Raw genomic sequence first — 20855 nt, 5'->3', positions numbered from 1 at the left:
TCTCGCTCCTGATTACTTGCTACGTGCAGCCACTACTTCGGCTGGTTGAACGATGTTTTCCGCAGCCGTGTTGCCGAAGGCGTTACGGGTGTAGGTGATCACGGCAGCGATATCGGTCGCCGACAGGGTCACCTGGGCTGGCATGGTGCCCGGGAACCTAGGCGTATCCAGGCCATGCACCACGGTGTCGATCTGCGCCTGGCGCGGACCGGTCACGATCGCCGAACCAGCCAGCGATGGGAATGCGTTCGGGATGCCCTGGCCGTTGGCCTGGTGGCAGGCCACGCAGTTCGCGGCGTACACGCCTTCGCCCTTGGTCTTCAGCTCGTCCAGGGTCCAGACCTTGTTCGGGTCTTCTGCGGATGCAGCCATTTCCTTCTTCTTGGTGTCGACCCACGCGGTGTATTCCGCATCAGACACGACGCGCACCACGATCGGCATGAATGCGTGCTCTTTGCCGCACAGTTCAGCGCACTGGCCGCGGTACACGCCGACCTTCTCTGCCTTGAACCAGGTGTCGCGCACGAAGCCTGGAATCGCATCCTGCTTCACGCCGAAGGACGGGATCATCCATGCGTGGATGACGTCGTTCGCGGTCAGGACGAGGCGGATCTTCTTGTTCACAGGGACGACGACTTCGTTGTCCACTTCCATCAGGTAGTTCTCGCCGCGCGGCGCGGTTGGCGCCTCGCCTGGCGCGCCGACTTGCGAGCGCGGGGTCGACAGGGTCGACAGGAACGAAATGCCTTCGCCTTCACCCTTCAGGTAGTCGTAGCCCCACTTCCACTGCATGCCGGTCACTTTGATGGTGATGTCGGCGTTGGAGGTGTCCTTCATCGCCACCACGGTCTTGGTCGCCGGCAGCGCCATCAGGATAACGATCAGGAACGGGACGATGGTCCACGCGATTTCAACCGCGGTGGACTCGTGGAAGGTCGCCGGCTTGTGGCCTACCGATTTGCGGTGCTTGAGAATCGAGTAGAACATCACGCCGAACACGCCCAGGCCGATCGCGACGCAGACCCACATCATCAGCATGTTCAGGCTGTACATTTCTTCCGCGATTTTCGTGACCGGCGCATGCAGGTTCAGCTGATTTGCCATCGGCCTCCCATCCACGCCCGCCGCCGGAGCTGCCGCCATCACTGGCGCCGCAACGGCCATGACTGCCAGGCCGAGCATCGACGCTTGAAGTCGCTTTACATAGTTCATGTTTTCCCCAACCACCCAAAAGTAGAAATTTTTTCAACGGCCCACCCTGGTTGCAGGTGTCCCGCCCAATACTCTGTGCGACACAAACAGGCCCCACGCCGTACCGGCACGCTCGAAAAAGCATGAAAACGGGATGGAACTGGATGTAGCTGTGATCTGCCGCCGCCGATTTATTCGCGTTTTCTTTACGAAAACGGAAGCACTATCGACAAAATTAGTCGGTGATTATACTCAGGAAATAGGATCTGCATCAAGGACAAATCCTTGTTCCCCTAGTAGGAACGAGGCCATTCTGCAGCATGGCGGCGCATCATTTTGCGCCGAATTCGCGGGGCGCGGCACCCCGTACCGATAGTCAACGCCCCGCCCGCAGCCCCTGCCCTCAGCGCGGCTTGCGCGGCTCGAATCGGATGATCGACTCGCCTGCCGCCGTGGTTTTGGCCTGCGGCCTGAACGCATGCCCGTAGATGATCTCGAAGGTCAGCCCCAGCTTGCCGTCCGGGCGCCGGCGCCGCTCGAACGCCTCCCGCACCCGCTGCCAGGCCGCACGGCCCAGCAGCCCGCGCGGCCGGGTGGCCAGCGGATTGCCGCCCACGGCCCGCACGTCCGCCAGCAGCGCGTCGACGGTGTCATAAGTCACCGTCAGCCGCTCCACGTCCATCACGGGCGTCGAGAAGCCAGCCTCGACCAGTTGGTCGCCAAAGTCATGCATATCCACGAACGGCAGCGTGCGCGGCCCCTCGCCCGCTGCCGCGAACGCCGCGGCGACCTCCTTGAAGGTGTCCGGCCCAAAGCTTGAGAACATCAGCAGCCCATCCACGCGCAACACACGGCGCCACTCGGCAAAGACGCGGTCCGGCTGGGGATGCCAGTGCAATGCCAGGTTGGACCAGACCAGGTCCACCGAGTTCCGGTCGAGCGGAAGATTGCCAAAATCGCCACACAGCAGGTCGGTCCCGGCCTTGGAGGGCAGCAGCTTGTCGAACAGGGACTTTTTCGGAGACGGCACCTGCGCCAGCATGGCCGGGGAGGCATCGATGCCGACAACCTGCGCCGAAGGATAATCTTTTTGCAACATTGCAAGGTCTGCACCGGTGCCGCAGCCCGCGTCGAGCACGCGCTGAGGCGCCACCTTCACCACCGAGCGGCGTTCGTGCATCCGGTTGGCGATCTCGCGGCGCAGGAAATCGAACGGCGCGACGCGCGCCGGATCGGAAAACAGGCGGCGGACCAGCGCCGGGTCAATCGGCGCGCTCATTTTTGAGGGAGACTGCGATGAAGCCATAGCAAATAAACCAAATGCGACAAACCCCGCAGTGTACATGGCCCGCGCCGCCCCTGCCGCCGACGGCAGCGCCCCCACCGGCCTGGAACGACGGTTCGCGGATCACGTCAGGGAGAAAGGCATGCGCAACTCGACGTCATGGCGCCGGATCGCGACCACGCTGGCGCGCACTACCCTGCCCTGCCACTGCGCCATCTGCGGCATGGCCAGCCCCGATCTTGTGTGTCCGCCATGCGTTACCGACTATGTGAAGAACACGCGCCGCCGCTGCACTGCCTGCGCCAACCCGATGGACCTGGCCGGAAGCCTCTGCGCCAGGTGTCTCGCGCACACTCCCTCGTTCGACGCCACCATCGCCGCTACCGACTACGCCCCGCCCCTGGACCGCCTCGTCCTGCGCCTGAAGTTCGCCGCCGCCCTCCCCCTGGCCGGCTGGTTTGCCACCATGCTGCATGAAGCGATCATGGCCGACACCTCGTTCATCGTCCCGGACCTGCTCTGCCCCGTCCCGCTCGGCGACGGCCGCCTGACCAGCCGGGGCTTCAACCAGGCGCTTGAGATTGCCCGCCCGCTGGCACGCACGCTGGGTATCGCCCTGCACCCGGCGCTGGCACTGCGCGTGACCGAGACCCGCGCCCAGTCGTCTGTAGCCCCTGCCGGACGCGCGCGCAACGTCCACAATGCATTCGCGCTGTCGCCGCCGGCGATATGGCTGGTCCGGGGCAAGCACGTCGGCGTGGTTGACGACGTGATGACAAGCGGCCACACTCTCGGCGAATTGGCCGCCCTGTTCAAGCGGTCAGGCGCCGCGCGCGTGTCGAACCTCGTGTTCGCACGCACGCCGCCGTCCTAACATCCGGAGAATCACTTGTTCCACGTCGTACTCGTCTCGCCCGAAATTCCGCCGAATACCGGCAACGTCATCCGACTGTGCGCAAACACGGGCGCGCAACTGCACCTGATCGAGCCGCTCGGTTTCCCGCTCGAAGACAGCAAGATGAAGCGCGCCGGACTCGATTACCACGAGTACGCGACGATGAAGGTCCACAAGAGCTGGGACGACTACCTCGCTGCCGAGAATCCCGATCGCACGCGCATGTTCGCGATGACCACGCACGGTTCGTCGCCTTTCGCGAACGCGCAATTCAAGCCTGGCGACGTGTTCGTGTTCGGCAGCGAGACGCGCGGCCTCGCGCCTGAACTGCGCGAATCGTTCCCTCCCGCGCAGCGCATCCGCCTGCCCATGATGCCGAATAACCGCAGCCTCAATCTCTCCAACACGGTCGCGGTAGTCGTATTCGAAGCATGGCGCCAGAACGGCTACGCCGGCGGTGCCTGACGCAACGCGGCGACCGCCAGCCCGGCGCCCGCCGGGCATTCACCCTCCACGAAGACAACGAATGACAATCAAGCTCCTTCTCCTCGCGCTCGCCTGCGTGTCAGCCAGCGCCATCGCTGCATCTTCTGCCGCACCATCCGGCTTCGCGCTCGAGAACACCGCGGTGCGCGATGTGCGCGCGCCGTCGCTGAAACGTGAGTACCAGGTCTTCGTCGCCCTGCCCGACTCCTACCGCGCGAGCGGGCAGCGCTACCCGGTCCTGTTCGTCGTGGATGCCAACTACGCGTTCCCGGTGGTGCGCAACATCGCGCAGCGCCTGCACAAGCATGCGGGGATGGAGGAAGTCATTGTCGTCGGCCTGTCGTATGCGAAAGGCGATACCGGCAACTACAGCCGCCGGCGCGATTACACGCCCACCGTGCCGCGCAGCTTCGACTACCGTTCGGACATGCCGCAACGCCGTCCCGCGTTCGGCGAAGCGGCGGCCTATGCAAAGTTCGTCTCGTCGGAAGTGTTCCCGCTGATCGCGCGCGAGTATCGCGCCGACATGCAGCGCAAGGTCTTCATCGGCCACTCGTACGGCAGCCTGCTCGGCCTCGACGTGCTGCTGAACGAGCCGCGCACCTTCCAGCATTACATCCTCGGCAGCCCCTCACTCTGGTTCGATGCAGGCGTCATGTTCGACCGGGAGAAGGGCTACGCTGCGAAGCATCGCGACCTGCCCGCCTCGCTTTACTTCGGCATCGGCGGCCTTGAGCGCCTGCCCAAGGGGAAGACGCGCTCGCGCACGGAAGAAGATGCGGACATGGTGGCCGACCTGCGCGACTTCGACAGTGCGCTCCGCTCGCACCGCTACCCCAGCCTGACAACCCGCGTGCGCGTGTTCGACGGCGAAGACCACGCCAGCGTGTTCCCCTTCGTCCTGACCCACGGCTTGCGCGCCTACCTCAAGTCGTCCAGATAGGCTCGTGTTGCGCGGATCGCGGCGAGGCCGCGCCCGCCAGTCCATCGGGAGCAGCAAATTTCGCCATCTCCTCAAAAGATCAGTGAGCTAGGCTTGCCTGTGCAATGTCAACGGGCGGCTAGCTGCGCCCGTTTGCTCATTGATAAATCAACAATGCGCCCAATGCCGGATGATGTCGGAACGGCGGCTTGCCCGCCCTCCGACTCAACCTGACCTTGGAGAGAGCGCATGTCGAAGTTCGAGTTGCACATCGTCCCCGTTGTGGTGCTCGTTACGGCCAGTTATTCCGCGACTGTGGCCGCACAGGTTTATCAGCCGAATTCCTTGTCGAGCAGGCCCCACGCATCGCGGGAAGTCTCTAGCGGCGACAGATCGGAACCAGGTACCGCCTCAGTCAAACGTCGCATCTCCAGCGACGAGGCACCTGCGCTCACGGGCGCGATTCGCGTCAATCCTATCGAGATGGTGCCACTCCGCGGACGTCCGTACGTGGCGACTAGCGGAGAAGGCCGCATACATTACTTCTACGAGAACGACCGTTTGGTACAGGAACAAATTGGGGACCGTGATGACGAAACAATCGTTGGAGACTATGTTTATGATGAACACGGACGCTTGGACCGCATCGAGTATGACGATGGCATTATCATTTCGGCCAAATATGGCAGCTATGGGCAATTGGATTCCCTAGCTTCAAACCAAGGCCGCACGATTGGCTTTGGATATTGTGCGAACCAAAATGGGGCAATCCGCGCAGTCACACCAACCCAGAATTTTCTTGAGTTTCATTCCGGCGTCGCGCTGCTAAGATTGAAGTACCGTCCCGCTTGGTGGCCGGCGCTGATGGATCGCACCGAAAAAAATTGAAGATAGCCCCTGCACCAGAACCGGTGCTGGGGGACGGCCGCCCACCTGAGAGCCCGAATCCTGAAATACCTCCGTATCTCGGCAATCCACTGCCCGAATATCCCCCCCCCCTGGCGGTACACCGATTATCACGATACAGCGCGCCGGCCTCGACTACCAGCGACTTGCGCGCCTACCTCAGGTCGTCCAGATAGGCTCGCGTTAAGGGGAAGTTGCAGGTCTATTGCGTTCTGCCAACTCTGCTCTTTGGCAGTTGCACGAGAATGAAGTCCTGTTTTTCGAGGAAAGAGAGACGCGTCATGCGCCCAATGACCTGGCTTTTCATCGTGGCGGCCTCCGTTAGCGTTCATGCCCGTGCGGACGACTTCCATATCTGCCACGACGTGAATGAGCTCGTCTATCGAGGAGCGATCACGAAGGAATCTGCTGAAGCGCTGATCCGGCACCTTCGCGCAGGAGCTCGGCGACTGACCATCACCTCCGGCGGAGGTGATGCAGCAGCGGGCCAGAAAATCGGCGCAGCGGTTGCTGAACTCGGCGTCCACGTGACCGTGGCCAGGCACTGTTTGTCGGCCTGTGCCAACTACGTGTTTTTGGCAGGCCGAACCAAAACGCTCCTGCGAGATGCGGTTGTCGGATTTCACGGCGGCCTTGTTCGGACCATAGGCAAGCAAGAGAAAGACCCAAGCCGCCTCAGCGAGCTCAATCGGCAGATGGAACTCCTGTACCAAGCCGATGACGACTTGTTTCGCAAGCTGGGCATCTCGCAGGAACTGCTACTTCGCTCATACAAGCTAACTGCGCCAACAAAGAAACCTGTTCACTTGCTAGTCAAAGTCGATGGGAGCACGTATTTCGAGACCGAACAGGAACAGTTGGATGAGGCCCTGGCCGCCGAAGCCATCACGAAAGCCTTTGCGAGCAAAAAGCATGTTTCCGTCGAGTTGACGGCCAAAAACGCATCACCGGATACCTTCTACTTCCCGAGCCAGGCCACGCTGCGTGGATTTGGTGTCAAGGGTATCGTCAGCTATCCGTATCCCAAAAGCGCAGACGAGCTACGCCAGCTCGGCCTGGCGACGGTCGAGGGAATCAAGCTTGTTGGCGACCTGTAGCGGCCGGCGCTTGAATTAGTGGATGGCCGGGCACTCGGGGCTCGGCATGGCACCGTGGGGCACGCGATAGGCTTCCACCACGACGTGGGTATCCATGAATTCGCGGAAGGCGGTCACCAGGCCGTCCTTTACCGTGAAGAAGTGGATCCACTCGCTGCCGAAGTCCACGCCGGTCGACTTGACCGTCCAGTCGTAATGGCCGCGCACCACGACGCGGTCGCCCTGGGCGATGAATTCGATCGGACGGAAGTCGCGGATGTCCTGCGCCGCGCTCACCATCTGGAAGAATTCGATCACCTGTGCCTGCCCGCTGCGCGTGCCGGAGAAGGCCACGCCTTCCAGCTCAGGAAGCTCCCATTCGATATCCGGCGACATGTGGCTCAGCAAACGCGGCAGGTCGCCTTTCGTGAATGCGTCGTAGCACTCCTTGATCAGTTCGATGTTCGACTGCTCGCTCATGATCCCTCCGCTGGGTGCTCAATGCATGGATGGACGGTCCGGCTGGGCCGCCTGGCCGGCCGATGCGCCCGCGCCCGCGCGGTACGCCTCGACGGCAGCATGCGTGTCGGTGTATTCGTGGAAGGACGAGACCTTGCCGTTGCGGATCCTGAAGCTGTGCGCGAAGTCGGCGCCCCACTCGCGGCCGTCGCTCTTGACTGCCCATTCGTAGTGACCGAAGACCACGACGTGGTCGCCCTGCGCGACAAACTCGCCGGGATGGAACTCGAGCGGCTTCTGGCTGCGGTCGAGCAGCTGGAAGAATTCACGCACCTGGTCGATGCCCTGGCGCTTGCCGGAATACGGCACCCCTTCCATGCGGGGCAGATCCCAGCGGATGTCCTGCGCCATGAATGTCAGCAGGTGCTCGATGTCGCCGCGCAGGAAGCTGTCGTAGCACTGGCGGATGAGGCTGATGTTTGCCTGGTCGTCCATGATCTCCTCCTGAGGTTGGAAAATGATCGGTGGGACTACAGTATTGTTTGCGCAGCGATGAAGTTCAAGGTGAGCGTGCAATGCGCCGTGATCCCGGCGGCTGCCGGGATGACGCGGAGCGTTAGCTGAAGGAGCGGACGCGGGCGAGCAGCTTGGTGGTGGAACGGTCGTGTTCGAAGTCGATCGCGACAGCAGTCCCGCCGTAGCTGATCACGGCCTTGCCTTCCGGGATTTCGTTCATCACGTAGTCGCCGCCCTTGGCGTAGATGTCGGGGCGGGCTTCCTGCACGACTTCCAGCGCGGTGTCCTCGTCGAACTCGACGACGAGGCTCACCGACTCGAGCGCAGCCAGCACGGCCATGCGGTCCGCGCAGGTGTTCAGCGGGCGGTCGTCGCCTTTGCCCAGGCGCTTGACGGAGGCGTCGGTGTTGGCGGCAACCACCAGCGAGGCGCCCAGTTCGCGCGCTTGCGCAAGGTAGGTCACGTGGCCGCGGTGCAGGATGTCGAACACGCCGTTGGTCAGTACGACGGGCTTGGGCAAGGCGGCGACGCGGGCCGCGAGCTCGGAGCGCGGGCAGATTTTGGATTCGAAAGTTGGCATTTCTTGTGTGTGGGTTCTGATGCTCGATATGGGTCCCCGCGAAGGCGGCCGGCCAGCGCGGGGACGACGTTATTTTTTCTCTTCTTCGTCTTCCGGTTCTTCCTCGATCGCCATGGAGAGGTCATCGGCAGTGGTGCCGGTGCCGGTGCCGGGTTCCTTGCGGTCGCCGCGCAGCTTGATCTGCAGGCGCAGGCCGTTGGCCGAGTCGGCGTTGCGGATCGCCTCGTCGTAGCTGATGAAGCCCTTGTTGTACAGCTCGTACAGCGCCTGGTCGAAGGTGCACATGCCCAGTTCGCGCGACTTGTGCATGATCTCCTTGATGCCGTGGAAGTTCCCTTTCAGGATCATCTCGCTGATGGTGGCGGTGTTGAGCAGGATCTCGATGGCGGCCTTGCGGCCCTTGCCGTCCTCGGTTCGCACCAGGCGCTGCGAGACGATCGCGCGCAGGTTCGAGGACAGGTCCATCAGCAGTTGGTTGCGCCGCTCTTCCGGGAAGAAGTTGATGATGCGGTCCATGGTCTGGTTCGCATTGTTCGCGTGCAGGGTGCCCAGGCACAGGTGGCCGGTCTCGGCGAACGCGATCGCGTGCTCCATGGTTTCGGTATCGCGGATCTCGCCGATCAGGATCACGTCCGGCGCCTGGCGCAGCGTGTTCTTCAGCGCGTTGTGCCACGACAGCGTGTCCACGCCCACTTCGCGGTGCGTGATCAGGCAGCCCTTGTTCTTGTGGACGTATTCGACCGGGTCTTCCACGGTGATGATGTGGCCCGCCGAGTTGGCGTTGCGGTAGTCGATCATCGCGGCCAGCGTGGTCGACTTGCCCGACCCGGTACCGCCCACGACCAGCACGAGGCCGCGCTTGGTCATGATGACGTCCTTGAGCACGTCCGGCAGGTCGAGCTTTTCGAAATTCGGGATCTCGGAAGCGATCGTGCGGCACACCATGGCGACGGCCTGCTGCTGCACGAAGACGTTGATGCGGAAGCGCGTCGCGCCGGGGATCGAGATCGCGAAATTGGACTCCATCTCCGCCTCGAGCTCGGTGCGCTGCTTGTCGTTCATGATCGACAGGGCCAGCGCGCGCGTGATCTCGGGGGTGAGCTTCTGCTGGCTCATCGGCTTCATCGCACCCTGGTGCTTCATGGAGGGCGGGAAGTCGGCGGAGATGAACAGGTCGGATCCGCCCTGCTGGTGCATCACCGTGAGCAGCTTGTGGAGGTACGCCCGCGCTTCGTCGGGGCCAAAGGTCGAGGACATGCGCGCCTTTCTATGACTGAACTGACGGGTGATTATATAGAAGGGGACTGTCCCTGCGGGACTGTCCCCGGCCTTTTCTTCGGTGCTCATCGAAAGACCGGGGACAGTCGCGCCGGGACAGTCCCCAAACCACAGATTGCCAGCGCAATATGCTTGTGTTTCAATAGGAGTATGACCCTCACCGAACTCAAATACATTGTCGCCGTTGCAAGAGCCAGGCATTTTGGCCATGCCGCGGAGGCGTGTTACGTGGCCCAGCCCACGCTGTCCGTCGCGATCAAGAAGCTCGAGGACGAGCTTGGCGTGACGCTGTTCGAACGGGGCGGCGCGGAAATCTCGGTGACGCCGCTGGGCCAGCAGATCATCGCGCAGGCCGAACGGGTGCTGGAGCAGACGGCGGCGATCAAGGAGCTGGCCAAGCAGAACAAGGATCCGCTGGCAGGGCCGCTGCGCCTGGGGGTGATCTACACGATTGCCCCCTACCTGCTGCCGCCGCTGGTCAAGAACGTGATCGATAACGTGCCGCAGATGCCGCTGATCCTGCAGGAGAACTTCACGGTGCGCCTGCTGGAGCTGCTGCGCCAGGGCGAACTGGATGCGGCGATCATGGCACTGCCGCTGCCGGAGCACGGCATGTCCACGCAGGCGCTGTATGACGAGCCTTTCGTGGTGGCGATGCCGAAAAACCACGCCTGGGCCAATCGCAAGTCGATCCCCGCCAAGGACCTCAAGTCCGAGACCATGCTGCTGCTGGGGACGGGGCACTGCTTCCGCGACCAGGTGCTGGAAGTGTGCCCGGAGATGGCGCGCTACGCGGCGCCGGGCAACGGCATGCAGCGCACCTTCGAAGGATCGTCGCTCGAGACGATCCGGCACATGGTCGCCGCCGGGATCGGACTGACCGTGCTGCCGCGGGCCTCGGTGCCGGACATGGATGCACGGGACGGGATGCTGCGCTTCGTGCCATTCGAGGAACCGGCGCCGTCGCGGCGCGTGGTGCTGGTGTGGCGCAAGAGCTTTACGCGGCGTGCGGCGATCGACGCGATCGTGGCGGCGGTGGCCGAATGCAAGCTGCCCGGCGTGCACATGCTGCCGGCAGCCTGAGAGGTTAGTCCCCTCCCGCGCCAGCGGTTAAAATGCGCGCTTCCCATATCACGATGACAAGGGCGCATGAACCGGCTCGCACTGTACTACCGTCTCGTACGACTCGATAAGCCCATCGGCAGCCTGCTGCTGCTGTGGCCCACCCTGAACGCGATCTGGTTCGCCTCCGACGGGCATCCGCCGCTCGACATCATCGTCATTTTCACGCTCGGCACGATCCTCATGCGCTCGGCCGGCTGCGCGATCAACGACTACGCGGACCGCGACTTCGACCGCTACGTCAAGCGCACCGCCGACCGCCCGATCACCAGCGGCAAGATCAAGGCGCGCGAGGCGGTGATGGTAGCGGCCGTGCTGTCGCTGCTCGCCTTCCTGCTGATCCTGCCGCTCAATGCGCTGACCAAGCAGCTGTCGGTCGCCGCACTCATCATCGCCGGCACCTACCCCTACTTCAAGCGCTTCTTCGCGATCCCGCAGGCCTACCTGGGCATCGCGTTCGGCTTCGGCATCCCGATGGCGTTCGCTGCCATCCAGGACACGGTGCCGCCGGTCGCGTGGTGGCTGCTGGTGGCGAACGTGTTCTGGGCCGTCGCCTACGACACCGAATATGCGATGGTCGACCGCGACGACGACCTCAAGATCGGCATCCGCACCTCCGCCATCACCTTCGGCCGATTCGACGTGGCCGCCATCATGCTGTGCTACGGCGCGGCGCTGGCGATCATCCTGGCCTGCGGCTGGGAGCTCGGCCTGCGCGGCTGGTTCGTCGCCGGGGTGGCGGTGGCCGCAGCCATCGCCCTCTACCACTATTCCCTGATCAGGGACCGGGACCGGATGCGCTGTTTTGCTGCGTTCCGTCACAACAATTGGTTGGGTGCGGCACTGTTTTGCGGGATCGCGCTAGACTATGCCTTACGTTAATATTTCACAGGGGACAACAACATGATCCAGGCAATCCCAACCAAATCCTCGGCCCGCGACAAACTGCTGGACGACCTGCGCACGGTGGTCAGCGACGCCGAACAATGGCTGCGCCAGGGCAGCCACCTGACCGGCGAAGAGCTGCTCGCGGCCAAGGACAAATTCGAGCGCACCCTGCGCATCGCCAAGGACGACATCATCAAGATGGAAGAAGCCGTGGTCGCCAAGACCAAGGAAGCGGCCCGGGCCACCGACGAGTACGTGCACGAGAATCCGTGGAAGGCAGTCGGGATCGGCGCGGCGGTTGGCGTCGTGATCGGCATGCTCATCGCACGCCGCTAAGCCGTGTCGATCTTCGAATCCGCAGGACGACTGGGCGCCACGCTGGTGGCGATGGTGCAGACCCGCGTGGAGCTGGCGTCGGTGGAGCTGCAGGAAGAAGCGCAGCGCATGCTGCGCTACCTGGTGCTGTCGCTGATGGCGCTGTTCCTGGCGGCGATGACCGTGGTGCTGGTGACCTTCTTCGTCATCCTGCTGTTCTGGGAGGAGCACCCGCTGCTCGCCACCGGACTGCTGGCGATCCTGTACGGGTTCGGGGCGATCCTGCTCATGATGAAGGTGAAGTCCGAGATCAGGTCGAAGCCCGCGCTGCTGTCGCATACGCTGGCCGAACTGCGCAAGGACGTGGACTGCGTGAGGGGGCACCATGGATAAGATGACGCTGGCGCAGCGCCGCGAAGCGCTGATTGCAACCTGCGAACTGCAGCGCGGCGATGCGCGTTCCGCCCTGGCGGAGCTCAGGTCGCCCGTGTCGAAGCCGGCCGGCATGCTGGCTTCGGTGCGCGAGCGCTTTGGCGGGAACATCGCGGTGCCGCTGGCCGTGGCCGGCGCAGTCGTGGGGTTCCTCCTCATGCGGCCGAAGCGCGCGATACCGCTGATCACGGCCGCCGCCGGCGCGTGGAAGGTGGTCGGCGGCCTGCTCTCCACCATCCGCAGCGCCCGCGCGGCCAGCCCGGATCCGGATCACGCGCCGCTCTAGGATATACCCCGGGGGGGATCGCGCTGTGCAGCAAAGTCAGGCATATACCCCCCTGGGGTATATGCCGTTTTTTTTTGGCTCGTCGAAAAACAGGGGGGTATATCCTGGTCTTAGTCGGCGCCGAGCTGGTCGCCCAGCTCGCGGCCACGGTGCGCGGCTGCCTTCACCGCCGCGACGATCGCGGCTTTCACGCCGGCCGCCTCCATGCTGCTGATGGCCGCGTGCGTGGTGCCGCCCTTCGACGTGACACGTTCGCGCAGCACCGTCACCGGATCGGGCGACTGCGCCGCAAGCTGCGCCGCCCCCGTGAAAGTCTCCAGCGCCAGCTGCCTGCCCTGCTCCGCGCTTAACCCCATCTCTTCGGCCGCCTGCTGCATCGCCTCGATGAAGTAGAACACATAGGCCGGCCCGCTGCCCGAAATGGCCGTCACAGGATCGATCAGCACCTCGTCGTCCAGCCACACGGTCTGGCCAACGGCCTTCATGATGTCGTCCGCCGCCACGCGCTGCAGTTCGCTGACGCTGCCAGTCGCCACCATGCCGGTGATGCCTTTGCCGATCAGCGCGGGCGTGTTCGGCATCGTGCGCACGATCGCGCCATAGCCGCCCAGCCAGCGCGACAAGTCGGCCGCGCGAATGCCCGCGGCAATCGACAGCACTAGCGGTCCGGCTGTCAGCTGCGGCGCCAGCGCGGCGGCGACATCGCGCATCTGCTGCGGTTTCACTGCCAGCACCACGACGTCGCAGGCGCCCACGCTGTTGTCGATGGACTGCGCGGTCGTCACGCCATAGCTCGACGCCAGCCGCGCCAGCGCCTCTTCACTGGGGTCCACCACATGGATGTTCGCCCCCGGCAGCAGCCTGCCTGCCAGGCCCGCGATCAGGGCAGTGGCCATGTTGCCGCCGCCGATAAATGCAATCTTCATCATCGCTCCTGTGGGTAGCTGCGCGCGCCGAAGATCGCGCTGCCGACGCGCACGATGGTCGCGCCCTCGGCCACCGCGGCGGCCATGTCGGCCGACATCCCCATCGACAGCGTATCGAGGCCGAAGCCCTGCGCATTCAACTGGTCGAACAGATTGCGCAGCTTGCGGAACGAAGCGCGCTGCTTGTCGTAGTCGGTTTCCGGTTCCGGTATCGCCATCAACCCGCGCAGTCGCAGGTTCGGTAGCGCGCGCACCGCGTCGGCCAGCGCGGGCAGCTCTTCCGGCGTGCAGCCGCTCTTGCTCTCTTCGCCACTAACGTTAACCTGAAGGCAAATGTTCAGCGGCCCGCGGCCCGCCTCGCGCTGTTCCGACAGGCGCTGCGCGATCTTCAGCCGCTCGACCGTGTGCACCCAGTCGAAGTGGTTGGCGATCGGCCGCGTCTTGTTGCTCTGGATGGGGCCGATGAAATGCCACTCGATGCCGTGGCCCTCCAGCGCAGCGATCTTGTCCAGCGCTTCCTGCACATAGTTTTCGCCGAACGCGCTCTGGCCGGCGCGCAGCGCTTCCAGCACGGCGTCGGGTCCGAACGTCTTGGATACCGCGAGCAGGCGCACGCTCTCGCGGCTGCGCTGCGCGGCCTGCGCCGCTGCGGAAATGTCGGCATCGACTGCTTGCAAGTTGTTGGCGATTGTGGACATAATCGTTTAAGCGGGCATTGGTCCGTCGGATGCGTGCGCGCGTCCGCACAGGACGCCCATCCACGGTACAGGATTATAAATGGACATCTCCGAACTCCTCGCTTTCTCAGTCAAGAACAAGGCCTCCGACCTGCACCTGTCGGCCGGGCTGCCGCCGATGATCCGCGTGCACGGCGACGTGCGCCGCATCAACCTGCCGCCGCTCGAGCACAAGGATGTGCACAGCATGGTGTACGACATCATGAACGATGGCCAGCGCAAGCAGTACGAGGAAGTGCTCGAATGCGACTTTTCGTTCGAGATTCCGGGCCTGGCGCGCTTCCGCGTCAACGCCTACAACCAGGGCCGCGGCGCGGCCGCCGTGCTGCGGACGATTCCATCGAAGATCCTGAGCCTGGAAGACCTGAACGCGCCGAGGATCTTTGCCGAGTTCGCGCTGCGCCCGCGCGGCCTGGTGCTGGTGACCGGTCCGACCGGTTCCGGCAAATCGACGACGCTGGCCGCGATGGTCAACCACCTGAACGAGAACGAATACGGCCACATCCTCACCATCGAAGATCCGATCGAGTTCGTGCACGAATCGAAGAAGTGCCTGATCAACCAGCGCGAAGTCGGCCCGCACACGCTGTCCTTCAACAACGCGCTGCGCTCGGCGCTGCGCGAAGACCCGGACGCGATCCTGGTCGGCGAACTGCGCGACCTGGAGACCATCCGCCTGGCGCTGTCCGCCGCTGAAACCGGCCACCTGGTGTTCGGCACGCTGCACACCTCCTCCGCCGCCAAGACTATCGACCGTATCGTCGATGTGTTCCCCGCCGACGAAAAGGAAATGGTGCGCGCGATGCTGTCCGAATCGCTGCAGGCCGTGATCTCGCAGACCCTGCTCAAGACCAAGGACGGCAACGGCCGCGTGGCCGCGCACGAAATCATGGTGGGCACGCCGGCGATCCGCAACCTGATCCGCGAAGCGAAGATCGCGCAGATGTACTCGGCGATCCAGACCGGTTCCTCGGTCGGCATGCAAACGCTGGACCAGAACCTGTCGGACCTCGTGCGCCGCAACGTCATCTCGTCGGCCGCCGCCCGCGCGTACGCGAAGATCCCCGAAAACTTCCCCGGCTGATTGGAACAACAATAAATGGAACGCGACCAGGCATCAAAATTCATGTTCGACCTGCTGCGCCTGATGGTCAGCAAAGGCGGGTCGGACCTGTTCATCACCGCCGGCTTCCCGCCTGCGATCAAGATCGACGGCAAGGTCACGCCGGTGTCGAACCAGGCGCTGACGGCCAGCCACACGTCCGACCTGGCGCGCTCGATCATGAACGACAAGCAGACCGCCGGCTTCGAACTGTCCAAGGAAGCGAACTTCGCGATCAGCCCGGGCGACCTGGGGCGCTTCCGTGTCTCCGCTTTCGTTCAGATGAGCTGCGTGGGCATGGTGATCCGCGTGATCACCACCACCATCCCGAAGCTGGAAGACCTCGACCTGCCGCCGGTGCTCAAGGACGTCATCATGACCAAGCGTGGACTGGTGATCATGGTGGGCGCCACGGGCTCCGGCAAATCGACCACGATGGCGGCAATGGTCGGCTACCGCAACGAGAACAGCTACGGCCACATCCTGACCATCGAAGATCCGGTCGAATACGTCCACCCGCACAAGAACTGCGTGATCACGCAGCGTGAAGTCGGGGTGGACACCGAGTCGTTCGAGGCGGCGCTGAAGAACTCCCTGCGCCAGGCGCCGGACGTGATCCAGATCGGCGAGATCCGCGACCGCGAGACGATGGAACATGCGATCGCGTTCGCGGAAACCGGCCACCTGTGCCTGGCGACACTGCACGCGAACAGCGCCAACCAGGCGCTCGACCGCATCATCAACTTCTTCCCGGAAGAGCGCCGCCAGCAGCTGCTGATGGACCTATCGCTCAACCTCAAGGGCCTGATCTCGCAGCGCCTGATTCCGAAGAAAGGCGCCAAGGGTCGCGTGGTCGCGATCGAGATCATGCTCAACTCCCCGCTGATCTCGGACCTGATCTTCAAGGGCGAAGTCCACGAGATCAAGGAGATCATGAAGAAGTCGCGCGAGCTGGGCATGCAGACCTTCGACCAGGCGCTGTTCGACCTGCACGAGGCGGACAAGATCACCTACGAAGACGCGCTGCGCAACGCGGACTCGGTCAACGACCTGCGCCTGACCATCAAGCTGAACGGCAAGGCGTCGAAGGACCGCGACCTGTCGGCGGGCACGGAACACCTCGGGCTGGTGTAAAGCGTGGATGCGTTCGACTTCAGCGCCACGGCGCTCGGCGGCGAAGCGGTCGACCTTTCGCAGTACCGCGGCCGCGTGCTGCTGGTCGTGAACACGGCCAGCGAGTGCGTGTTCACGCCGCAGTACAAGGCGCTGGAGCGGCTGTACGAGGAATACCGCGGGCGCGGGCTGGTGGTGCTGGGCTTCCCCTGCAACCAGTTCCGGGGGCAGGAGCCGGGGTCGGAACAGCAGATTGGCGAATTCTGCGAAAAGAACTTCGGGGTCACATTCCCGATGTTCGCCAAGGTGGATGTCAACGGCAACGGCGCGCATCCCCTGTTCCGCTTCCTGAAGAAGCAGGCGCCCGGCGTGCTCGGCACGCAGGCGATCAAGTGGAACTTCACCAAGTTCCTGGTCGGGCGCGATGGACAGGTGGTGCAGCGCTACGCGCCGCAAACCGGCCCGGACGAGCTCCGCGCCGACATCGAAAAGCTATTAGCCGAAGAGTAGACGTACCTGCGCGTCCGCGGGGATGACGCGTCAGCCCAGTGCGCGGTCGAGGAGCTCGATCCAGTGCTCGACCGGCGTCGCGGTCCCCGACTGCAGGTGCGTGATGCAGCCGATATTCGCCGACACGATGCGGGCCGGCCGCTCCGCTTCCAGGTTCGCCAGCTTGCGGTCGCGCAGCTCGTTCGCAATTTCCGGATGCAGTACCGAGTACGTCCCTGCCGACCCGCAGCACAGATGGCTGTCCGCGCACAGCGTCACCTCGACGCCCGCCGCGCGCAGAACGCCCTCGACCTTGCCTCGGATCTGCTGGCCATGCTGCAGCGTGCACGGCGGATGGTAAGCCACCCTCCCCGCCGGACGCTCGCGCACCAGTTCCGCCAGCTGCGCCTCGAACTGAGGCATCAGCTCCGACAGGTCCACGGCCAGGTCCGAGATCGCGCGCGCCTTGTGCGCATATGCTTCGTCATGCGCGAGCAGGTGGCCGTACTCCTTCACGGTCACGCCGCATCCCGACGCCGTCATCACGATCGCTTCCACGTCGTTCACGTACGGCCACCACGCGTCGATATTGCGCCGCATGTCGTCCAGTCCCGCGTCCTGGTCGTTCAGGTGGAAACGCAGCGCGCCGCAGCAGCCGGCCCTGGGCGCCACGACCAGCTCGACTCCGACAGCGTCCAGCACGCGCGCCGCTGCGGCATTGATATTGGGCGACATGGCCGGCTGCACGCAGCCGTCGAGCAGCAGCATCTTGCGCGCATGCGTGCGTTGCGGCCACTGTCCCACCGGGGCAGTATCAGGCAGCTTGGCTTGCAGGGACGCGGGCAGCACGCCGCGAACCGCCTTGCCGGTCCGGTACGCCGGCGTGAACAGCCACTTGCGCGGCAGCGCTTCCTTGAGCATGGTGCGCCTGACGCGGTCGGCTGCCGGACGCGGCACCATCGAATCGACCACGCGGCGGCCGATGTCGACCAGGCGGCCGTAACGCACGCCCGACGGGCACGTGGTTTCGCAATTGCGGCAGGTCAGGCAGCGGTCCAGGTGCAGCTGCGTCTTGCGGGTCGGCTGCGCCCCTTCCAGCACCTGCTTGATCAGGTAGATGCGCCCGCGCGGGCCATCGAGCTCGTCGCCCAGCACCTGGTAGGTCGGGCAGGTCGCGGTACAGAAGCCGCAGTGCACGCAGGCGCGCAGGATCTCTTCGGCCTCGCGGCCTTCGGCGGTGCCTTTGATGAAATCGGCGAGATTGGTTTGCATCAGAACATCCGTCCCGGGTTGAACATGTTCGAAGGGTCGAATGCGTCCTTCATGCGCTGGTTGATCCTGGCGAGTGCGGGCGGCAGCGGGTGGAACACGCCTGCCGACTTGTCGCCGGCCCTGAACAGGGTCGCGTGCCCGCCCGCGATGGCGGCGGCGCGGCGGACGCCGTGCGCGATGGCCTCGTTGGCATCGGCCCTGAGCCAGCGCTGCGCTCCGCCCCACTCGATCAGCTGCGGCCCGCGCAGGTCGAGCGGTGCGGCGGTCGATGGCAGCGACAGGCGCCACAGCGCTTGCTCTCCCTCGAAGAAGGCGTGGCGCTGCTCGCGCAGGCCGGCCCAGAAGCCGCCGGCATCATCGACGCGCTCCCCGCCCAGCGTACGCAGTGCCGCCTCGACTGCCGCGTGCGCGCCCGACAGCCGCACCGACAGCACGCCATCGTGCCAGCAGGTTGCGGACACCGGCAAAGGCTTGCCCGCCCACAGGTTCAGCGTGCGCAGCGCGTCGCCTTCACTGAGCTCGAAACGCAGCGTGGTTTCGGCCACGGGCCGCGGCAGGACCTTGACCGAGTGCTCGAGCATGAGCCCCAGCGTGCCGAGCGAACCGGCCATCAGGCGCGTGACGTCGTAGCCGGCGACGTTCTTCATCACCTGCCCGCCAAAGCGCAGTACCTCGCCTTTCGCATCCATCATGACCACGCCCAGCACGAAGTCGCGTACCGCGCCGCTGCTGGCGCGGCGCGGGCCGGACAGGCCGCTGGCGATCGCGCCGCCCAGCGTGGCGCCGCCCCCGAAATGGGGCGGCTCGAAAGCCAGCATCTGCCCGCGCTCCGCCAGCACGGCTTCGATCTGCGCCAGCGGTGTACCCGACCGTGCTGTGATGACCAGTTCGGTCGGCTCATAGTCGATGATGCCGCTGTATGCGCGCGTATCGAGCACCTCGCCCGCAGGCGGCTGGCCGTAGAAGTCCTTGGTGCCTCCGCCGCGGATGCGCAGCGGCCGGCCGTGGAGTACACGTTCGCGGAATTGTTCGATCACGTCCTGCATTTGTTGGAACCTCGTCAGAAGCGCGGCAGGTGCGCGAATTTGAGCTGCCCGGCGGCCACGTGCATCTTGCCGAATTCGGCGCAGCGGTTCAGCGTGGGAATGGCCTTGTCCGGGTTAAGCAGGAACGGCGGATCGAAGGCGCGCTTCACGTCGAAGAAGGCGTCCAGCTCCGCGCGCGCGAACTGCACGCACATCGAGCCGATCTTCTCGACGCCGACGCCATGCTCGCCGGTGATCGTGCCGCCGACTTCCACGCACAGCTCCAGGATCTCGGCGCCGAACGCCTCCGCGCGCTCGAACTCGTCCGGCTTGTTCGCGTCGAACAGGATCAGCGGATGCAGGTTGCCGTCGCCGGCGTGGAACACGTTGGCGCAGCGCAGTCCGTACTTCGCTTCCATCTGCTCGATGCGGGTCAGTACCTGCGCGAGGTTCTTGCGCGGGATGGTGCCGTCCATGCAGTAGTAGTCCGGCGAGATGCGCCCGGCCGCCGGGAAAGCGTTCTTGCGGCCGGACCAGAAGCGCATGCGTTCGGACTCGCTGGTGGACACGGCGATCGCGGTGGCGCCGGCGCACGACAGCACCTCGCTCATGCGCGCGATTTCCTCTTCCACCTCGTCCGGCGTGCCGTCCGCTTCGCACAGCAGGATCGCTGCCGCGCCGGTGTCGTAGCCCGCTTTCACGAACGGCTCGACCATGCGCACCGAGGTGCCGTCCATCATCTCCAGGCCGGCCGGGATGATGCCGGCCGCGATCACGCTGGCTACCGCATTGCCGCCCGTGACCACGTCGTCGAACGAGGCCATGATGACGCGCGCGACGGACGGCTTGGGGACCAGTTTCACGGTGACTTCGGTGACGATGCCGAGCATGCCTTCCGATCCGATGAACACGGACAGCAGGTCGAGACCTGGCGCATCCAGCGCTTCCCCGCCCAGCTCGACCACATCGCCTTCGATGGTGGCCACGCGCACGCGCAGCACATTGTGGACGGTCAGGCCGTATTTCAGGCAGTGCACGCCGCCCGAGTTTTCGGCCACGTTGCCGCCGATGGTGCAGGCGATCTGCGAGGACGGGTCGGGTGCGTAGTACAGGCCATACGGCGCGGCCGCTTCGGAGATCGCCAGGTTGCGCACGCCCGGCTGCACGACCGCCAGCCGGCCATACGGGTCCATGCGCACGATGCGGTTCAGGCGCGCAGTCGAGAGCACCACGCCATCCTCGATCGGCATCGCGCCGCCCGACAGGCCGGTGCCCGCGCCGCGCGGCACGATGCGCACGCCCAGTTCGCGGCAGACCGCCAGGATGGACAGCACCTCGGCTTCGCTTTCGGGCAGCGTCACGATCATCGGCAGCCGACGGTAGGCGGTCAGGCCGTCGCATTCGTATGGACGGGTGTCCTCAGGATCGTGCAGCACTACGTGGGATGGAAGGCGCGCCAGCAAGGCCTGGGCGACTTGTGCCCTGCGCCCGGCAAGGTCGGTTGGATGGGAAAGCATAGCGGAATTGTAAGCACAATCGCCCCGATTTGTCGTA

At 64.5% G+C, this 20855-nt stretch carries 24 protein-coding genes; 13 read left to right on the top strand and 11 right to left on the bottom strand.

Annotated elements, in window-relative coordinates; all coding sequences use genetic code 11:
- Nucleotides 1–12: 12 nt before the first annotated feature.
- Nucleotides 13–1212 (bottom strand): cytochrome c oxidase subunit II, encoded by a 1200-nt coding sequence (gene coxB, locus ACFSQR_RS13815; RefSeq protein WP_377730470.1) that lies wholly within the window; start codon nucleotides 1210–1212, stop codon nucleotides 13–15.
- 382 nt (nucleotides 1213–1594) lie between these two features.
- Nucleotides 1595–2470 (bottom strand): methyltransferase domain-containing protein, encoded by an 876-nt coding sequence (locus tag ACFSQR_RS13810; RefSeq protein ID WP_377730469.1) that lies wholly within the window; start codon nucleotides 2468–2470, stop codon nucleotides 1595–1597.
- Between the two features lie 148 nt (nucleotides 2471–2618).
- Here ACFSQR_RS13810 and ACFSQR_RS13805 point away from each other — a divergent pair, with 148 nt between their 5' ends.
- The 5 genes from ACFSQR_RS13805 to ACFSQR_RS13785 all read left to right on the top strand — a co-directional run bounded on the left by ACFSQR_RS13805 (nucleotide 2619) and on the right by ACFSQR_RS13785 (nucleotide 6782).
- Nucleotides 2619–3350 (top strand): ComF family protein, encoded by a 732-nt coding sequence (locus tag ACFSQR_RS13805; RefSeq protein WP_377730468.1) that lies wholly within the window; start codon nucleotides 2619–2621, stop codon nucleotides 3348–3350.
- Between the two features lie 15 nt (nucleotides 3351–3365).
- Nucleotides 3366–3836, top strand: coding sequence for a tRNA (uridine(34)/cytosine(34)/5-carboxymethylaminomethyluridine(34)-2'-O)-methyltransferase TrmL (gene trmL / locus ACFSQR_RS13800; protein ID WP_377730467.1), 471 nt, complete (start codon nucleotides 3366–3368; stop codon nucleotides 3834–3836).
- A 61-nt stretch (nucleotides 3837–3897) separates the two neighbouring features.
- Complete coding sequence (locus ACFSQR_RS13795; RefSeq protein WP_377730466.1) at nucleotides 3898–4800, top strand: alpha/beta hydrolase; 903 nt, start codon at nucleotides 3898–3900, stop codon at nucleotides 4798–4800.
- A gap of 228 nt (nucleotides 4801–5028) precedes the next feature.
- Nucleotides 5029–5667, top strand: a complete 639-nt coding sequence (locus tag ACFSQR_RS13790; RefSeq protein WP_377730465.1) for a hypothetical protein — start codon at nucleotides 5029–5031, stop codon at nucleotides 5665–5667.
- A gap of 299 nt (nucleotides 5668–5966) precedes the next feature.
- Nucleotides 5967–6782: a hypothetical protein gene (locus ACFSQR_RS13785; protein ID WP_377730464.1), complete on the top strand. Its 816-nt coding sequence runs from the start codon at nucleotides 5967–5969 to the stop codon at nucleotides 6780–6782.
- Nucleotides 6783–6797: 15 nt separating this feature from the next.
- Here ACFSQR_RS13785 and ACFSQR_RS13780 read toward each other — a convergent pair whose 3' ends face one another.
- From ACFSQR_RS13780 to ACFSQR_RS13765, 4 genes are all read right to left on the bottom strand, one after another.
- Nucleotides 6798–7241, bottom strand: coding sequence for a nuclear transport factor 2 family protein (locus ACFSQR_RS13780; protein WP_377730463.1), 444 nt, complete (start codon nucleotides 7239–7241; stop codon nucleotides 6798–6800).
- A gap of 18 nt (nucleotides 7242–7259) precedes the next feature.
- The gene (locus ACFSQR_RS13775; protein WP_377730461.1) at nucleotides 7260–7715 is read right to left on the bottom strand and encodes a nuclear transport factor 2 family protein; all 456 of its coding nucleotides are present in this window, start codon (nucleotides 7713–7715) and stop codon (nucleotides 7260–7262) included.
- A 121-nt stretch (nucleotides 7716–7836) separates the two neighbouring features.
- Complete coding sequence (rfaE2, locus tag ACFSQR_RS13770; protein WP_377730460.1) at nucleotides 7837–8316, bottom strand: D-glycero-beta-D-manno-heptose 1-phosphate adenylyltransferase; 480 nt, start codon at nucleotides 8314–8316, stop codon at nucleotides 7837–7839.
- A gap of 69 nt (nucleotides 8317–8385) precedes the next feature.
- Entirely contained in the window at nucleotides 8386–9573 is a 1188-nt protein-coding gene (locus ACFSQR_RS13765) for a PilT/PilU family type 4a pilus ATPase (protein WP_377730459.1), read from the bottom strand.
- Nucleotides 9574–9744: 171 nt separating this feature from the next.
- On the opposite strand from ACFSQR_RS13765, the gene ACFSQR_RS13760 reads away from it, so the two are divergent.
- The 5 genes from ACFSQR_RS13760 to ACFSQR_RS13740 all read left to right on the top strand — a co-directional run bounded on the left by ACFSQR_RS13760 (nucleotide 9745) and on the right by ACFSQR_RS13740 (nucleotide 12637).
- Nucleotides 9745–10677: a hydrogen peroxide-inducible genes activator gene (locus ACFSQR_RS13760; RefSeq protein ID WP_377730457.1), complete on the top strand. Its 933-nt coding sequence runs from the start codon at nucleotides 9745–9747 to the stop codon at nucleotides 10675–10677.
- 66 nt (nucleotides 10678–10743) lie between these two features.
- Nucleotides 10744–11598: a 4-hydroxybenzoate octaprenyltransferase gene (gene ubiA, locus ACFSQR_RS13755; protein WP_377730456.1), complete on the top strand. Its 855-nt coding sequence runs from the start codon at nucleotides 10744–10746 to the stop codon at nucleotides 11596–11598.
- Nucleotides 11599–11619: 21 nt separating this feature from the next.
- Complete coding sequence (locus tag ACFSQR_RS13750; RefSeq protein ID WP_377730455.1) at nucleotides 11620–11940, top strand: YqjD family protein; 321 nt, start codon at nucleotides 11620–11622, stop codon at nucleotides 11938–11940.
- 3 nt (nucleotides 11941–11943) lie between these two features.
- Entirely contained in the window at nucleotides 11944–12312 is a 369-nt protein-coding gene (locus ACFSQR_RS13745; RefSeq protein ID WP_377730453.1) for a phage holin family protein, read from the top strand.
- Nucleotides 12305–12637 carry a hypothetical protein gene (locus ACFSQR_RS13740; protein ID WP_377730452.1) on the top strand — a complete coding sequence of 111 codons (333 nt, stop codon included), beginning with the start codon at nucleotides 12305–12307 and terminating at the stop codon, nucleotides 12635–12637. The genes ACFSQR_RS13745 and ACFSQR_RS13740 overlap by 8 nt, the downstream gene beginning before the upstream one ends.
- 110 nt (nucleotides 12638–12747) lie before the next feature.
- Here ACFSQR_RS13740 and proC read toward each other — a convergent pair whose 3' ends face one another.
- Nucleotides 12748–13563, bottom strand: a complete 816-nt coding sequence (proC, locus tag ACFSQR_RS13735) for a pyrroline-5-carboxylate reductase (RefSeq protein ID WP_377730451.1) — start codon at nucleotides 13561–13563, stop codon at nucleotides 12748–12750.
- Nucleotides 13563–14261, bottom strand: coding sequence for a YggS family pyridoxal phosphate-dependent enzyme (locus tag ACFSQR_RS13730; RefSeq protein WP_377730450.1), 699 nt, complete (start codon nucleotides 14259–14261; stop codon nucleotides 13563–13565). Before ACFSQR_RS13730 ends, proC begins: the two co-directional genes overlap by 1 nt.
- Before the next feature lie 79 nt (nucleotides 14262–14340).
- On the opposite strand from ACFSQR_RS13730, the gene ACFSQR_RS13725 reads away from it, so the two are divergent.
- The 3 genes from ACFSQR_RS13725 to ACFSQR_RS13715 are packed head-to-tail and all read left to right on the top strand — an operon-like array spanning nucleotide 14341 to nucleotide 17025.
- The gene (locus tag ACFSQR_RS13725; RefSeq protein WP_377730449.1) at nucleotides 14341–15384 is read left to right on the top strand and encodes a type IV pilus twitching motility protein PilT; all 1044 of its coding nucleotides are present in this window, start codon (nucleotides 14341–14343) and stop codon (nucleotides 15382–15384) included.
- A 15-nt stretch (nucleotides 15385–15399) separates the two neighbouring features.
- The gene (locus ACFSQR_RS13720; protein WP_377730448.1) at nucleotides 15400–16536 is read left to right on the top strand and encodes a PilT/PilU family type 4a pilus ATPase; all 1137 of its coding nucleotides are present in this window, start codon (nucleotides 15400–15402) and stop codon (nucleotides 16534–16536) included.
- A 3-nt stretch (nucleotides 16537–16539) separates the two neighbouring features.
- Nucleotides 16540–17025 carry a glutathione peroxidase gene (locus tag ACFSQR_RS13715; RefSeq protein ID WP_377730447.1) on the top strand — a complete coding sequence of 162 codons (486 nt, stop codon included), beginning with the start codon at nucleotides 16540–16542 and terminating at the stop codon, nucleotides 17023–17025.
- Nucleotides 17026–17055: 30 nt separating this feature from the next.
- On the opposite strand, the gene glcF is transcribed toward ACFSQR_RS13715, so the two are convergent.
- The 3 genes from glcF to ACFSQR_RS13700 are packed head-to-tail and all read right to left on the bottom strand — an operon-like array spanning nucleotide 17056 to nucleotide 20818.
- A complete protein-coding gene (gene glcF, locus ACFSQR_RS13710; RefSeq protein WP_377730446.1) occupies nucleotides 17056–18276 on the bottom strand; it encodes a glycolate oxidase subunit GlcF in 1221 nt (406 codons plus the stop codon).
- The gene (gene glcE, locus ACFSQR_RS13705) at nucleotides 18276–19322 is read right to left on the bottom strand and encodes a glycolate oxidase subunit GlcE (protein WP_377730445.1); all 1047 of its coding nucleotides are present in this window, start codon (nucleotides 19320–19322) and stop codon (nucleotides 18276–18278) included. Before glcE ends, glcF begins: the two co-directional genes overlap by 1 nt.
- 14 nt (nucleotides 19323–19336) lie before the next feature.
- Entirely contained in the window at nucleotides 19337–20818 is a 1482-nt protein-coding gene (locus ACFSQR_RS13700) for an FAD-linked oxidase C-terminal domain-containing protein (protein ID WP_377730444.1), read from the bottom strand.
- Nucleotides 20819–20855 lie beyond the last annotated feature (37 nt).

This window comes from Pseudoduganella sp. GCM10020061 (assembly GCF_042683405.1).
Classification (GTDB): domain Bacteria; phylum Pseudomonadota; class Gammaproteobacteria; order Burkholderiales; family Burkholderiaceae_D; genus Telluria.
Note: the sequence above shows the minus strand (reverse complement) of the source record. Positions and strands in the feature narration are given on the sequence as shown.

What these genes read in the sequence shown, in the direction of transcription:
- coxB (WP_377730470.1), bottom strand. Translation starts at nt 1,212, where the DNA reads ATGAACTATGTAAAGCGACTTCAAGCGTCGATGCTCGGCCTGGCAGTC.
- ACFSQR_RS13810 (WP_377730469.1), bottom strand. Translation starts at nt 2,470, where the DNA reads ATGAGCGCGCCGATTGACCCGGCGCTGGTCCGCCGCCTGTTTTCCGAT.
- ACFSQR_RS13805 (WP_377730468.1), top strand. Translation starts at nt 2,619, where the DNA reads ATGCGCAACTCGACGTCATGGCGCCGGATCGCGACCACGCTGGCGCGC.
- ACFSQR_RS13795 (WP_377730466.1), top strand. Translation starts at nt 3,898, where the DNA reads ATGACAATCAAGCTCCTTCTCCTCGCGCTCGCCTGCGTGTCAGCCAGC.
- ACFSQR_RS13790 (WP_377730465.1), top strand. Translation starts at nt 5,029, where the DNA reads ATGTCGAAGTTCGAGTTGCACATCGTCCCCGTTGTGGTGCTCGTTACG.
- ACFSQR_RS13785 (WP_377730464.1), top strand. Translation starts at nt 5,967, where the DNA reads ATGCGCCCAATGACCTGGCTTTTCATCGTGGCGGCCTCCGTTAGCGTT.
- ACFSQR_RS13780 (WP_377730463.1), bottom strand. Translation starts at nt 7,241, where the DNA reads ATGAGCGAGCAGTCGAACATCGAACTGATCAAGGAGTGCTACGACGCA.
- ACFSQR_RS13775 (WP_377730461.1), bottom strand. Translation starts at nt 7,715, where the DNA reads ATGGACGACCAGGCAAACATCAGCCTCATCCGCCAGTGCTACGACAGC.
- rfaE2 (WP_377730460.1), bottom strand. Translation starts at nt 8,316, where the DNA reads ATGCCAACTTTCGAATCCAAAATCTGCCCGCGCTCCGAGCTCGCGGCC.
- ACFSQR_RS13765 (WP_377730459.1), bottom strand. Translation starts at nt 9,573, where the DNA reads ATGTCCTCGACCTTTGGCCCCGACGAAGCGCGGGCGTACCTCCACAAG.
- ACFSQR_RS13760 (WP_377730457.1), top strand. Translation starts at nt 9,745, where the DNA reads ATGACCCTCACCGAACTCAAATACATTGTCGCCGTTGCAAGAGCCAGG.
- ubiA (WP_377730456.1), top strand. Translation starts at nt 10,744, where the DNA reads ATGAACCGGCTCGCACTGTACTACCGTCTCGTACGACTCGATAAGCCC.
- ACFSQR_RS13750 (WP_377730455.1), top strand. Translation starts at nt 11,620, where the DNA reads ATGATCCAGGCAATCCCAACCAAATCCTCGGCCCGCGACAAACTGCTG.
- ACFSQR_RS13740 (WP_377730452.1), top strand. Translation starts at nt 12,305, where the DNA reads ATGGATAAGATGACGCTGGCGCAGCGCCGCGAAGCGCTGATTGCAACC.
- proC (WP_377730451.1), bottom strand. Translation starts at nt 13,563, where the DNA reads ATGAAGATTGCATTTATCGGCGGCGGCAACATGGCCACTGCCCTGATC.
- ACFSQR_RS13730 (WP_377730450.1), bottom strand. Translation starts at nt 14,261, where the DNA reads ATGTCCACAATCGCCAACAACTTGCAAGCAGTCGATGCCGACATTTCC.
- ACFSQR_RS13725 (WP_377730449.1), top strand. Translation starts at nt 14,341, where the DNA reads ATGGACATCTCCGAACTCCTCGCTTTCTCAGTCAAGAACAAGGCCTCC.
- ACFSQR_RS13720 (WP_377730448.1), top strand. Translation starts at nt 15,400, where the DNA reads ATGGAACGCGACCAGGCATCAAAATTCATGTTCGACCTGCTGCGCCTG.
- glcF (WP_377730446.1), bottom strand. Translation starts at nt 18,276, where the DNA reads ATGCAAACCAATCTCGCCGATTTCATCAAAGGCACCGCCGAAGGCCGC.
- glcE (WP_377730445.1), bottom strand. Translation starts at nt 19,322, where the DNA reads ATGCAGGACGTGATCGAACAATTCCGCGAACGTGTACTCCACGGCCGG.
- ACFSQR_RS13700 (WP_377730444.1), bottom strand. Translation starts at nt 20,818, where the DNA reads ATGCTTTCCCATCCAACCGACCTTGCCGGGCGCAGGGCACAAGTCGCC.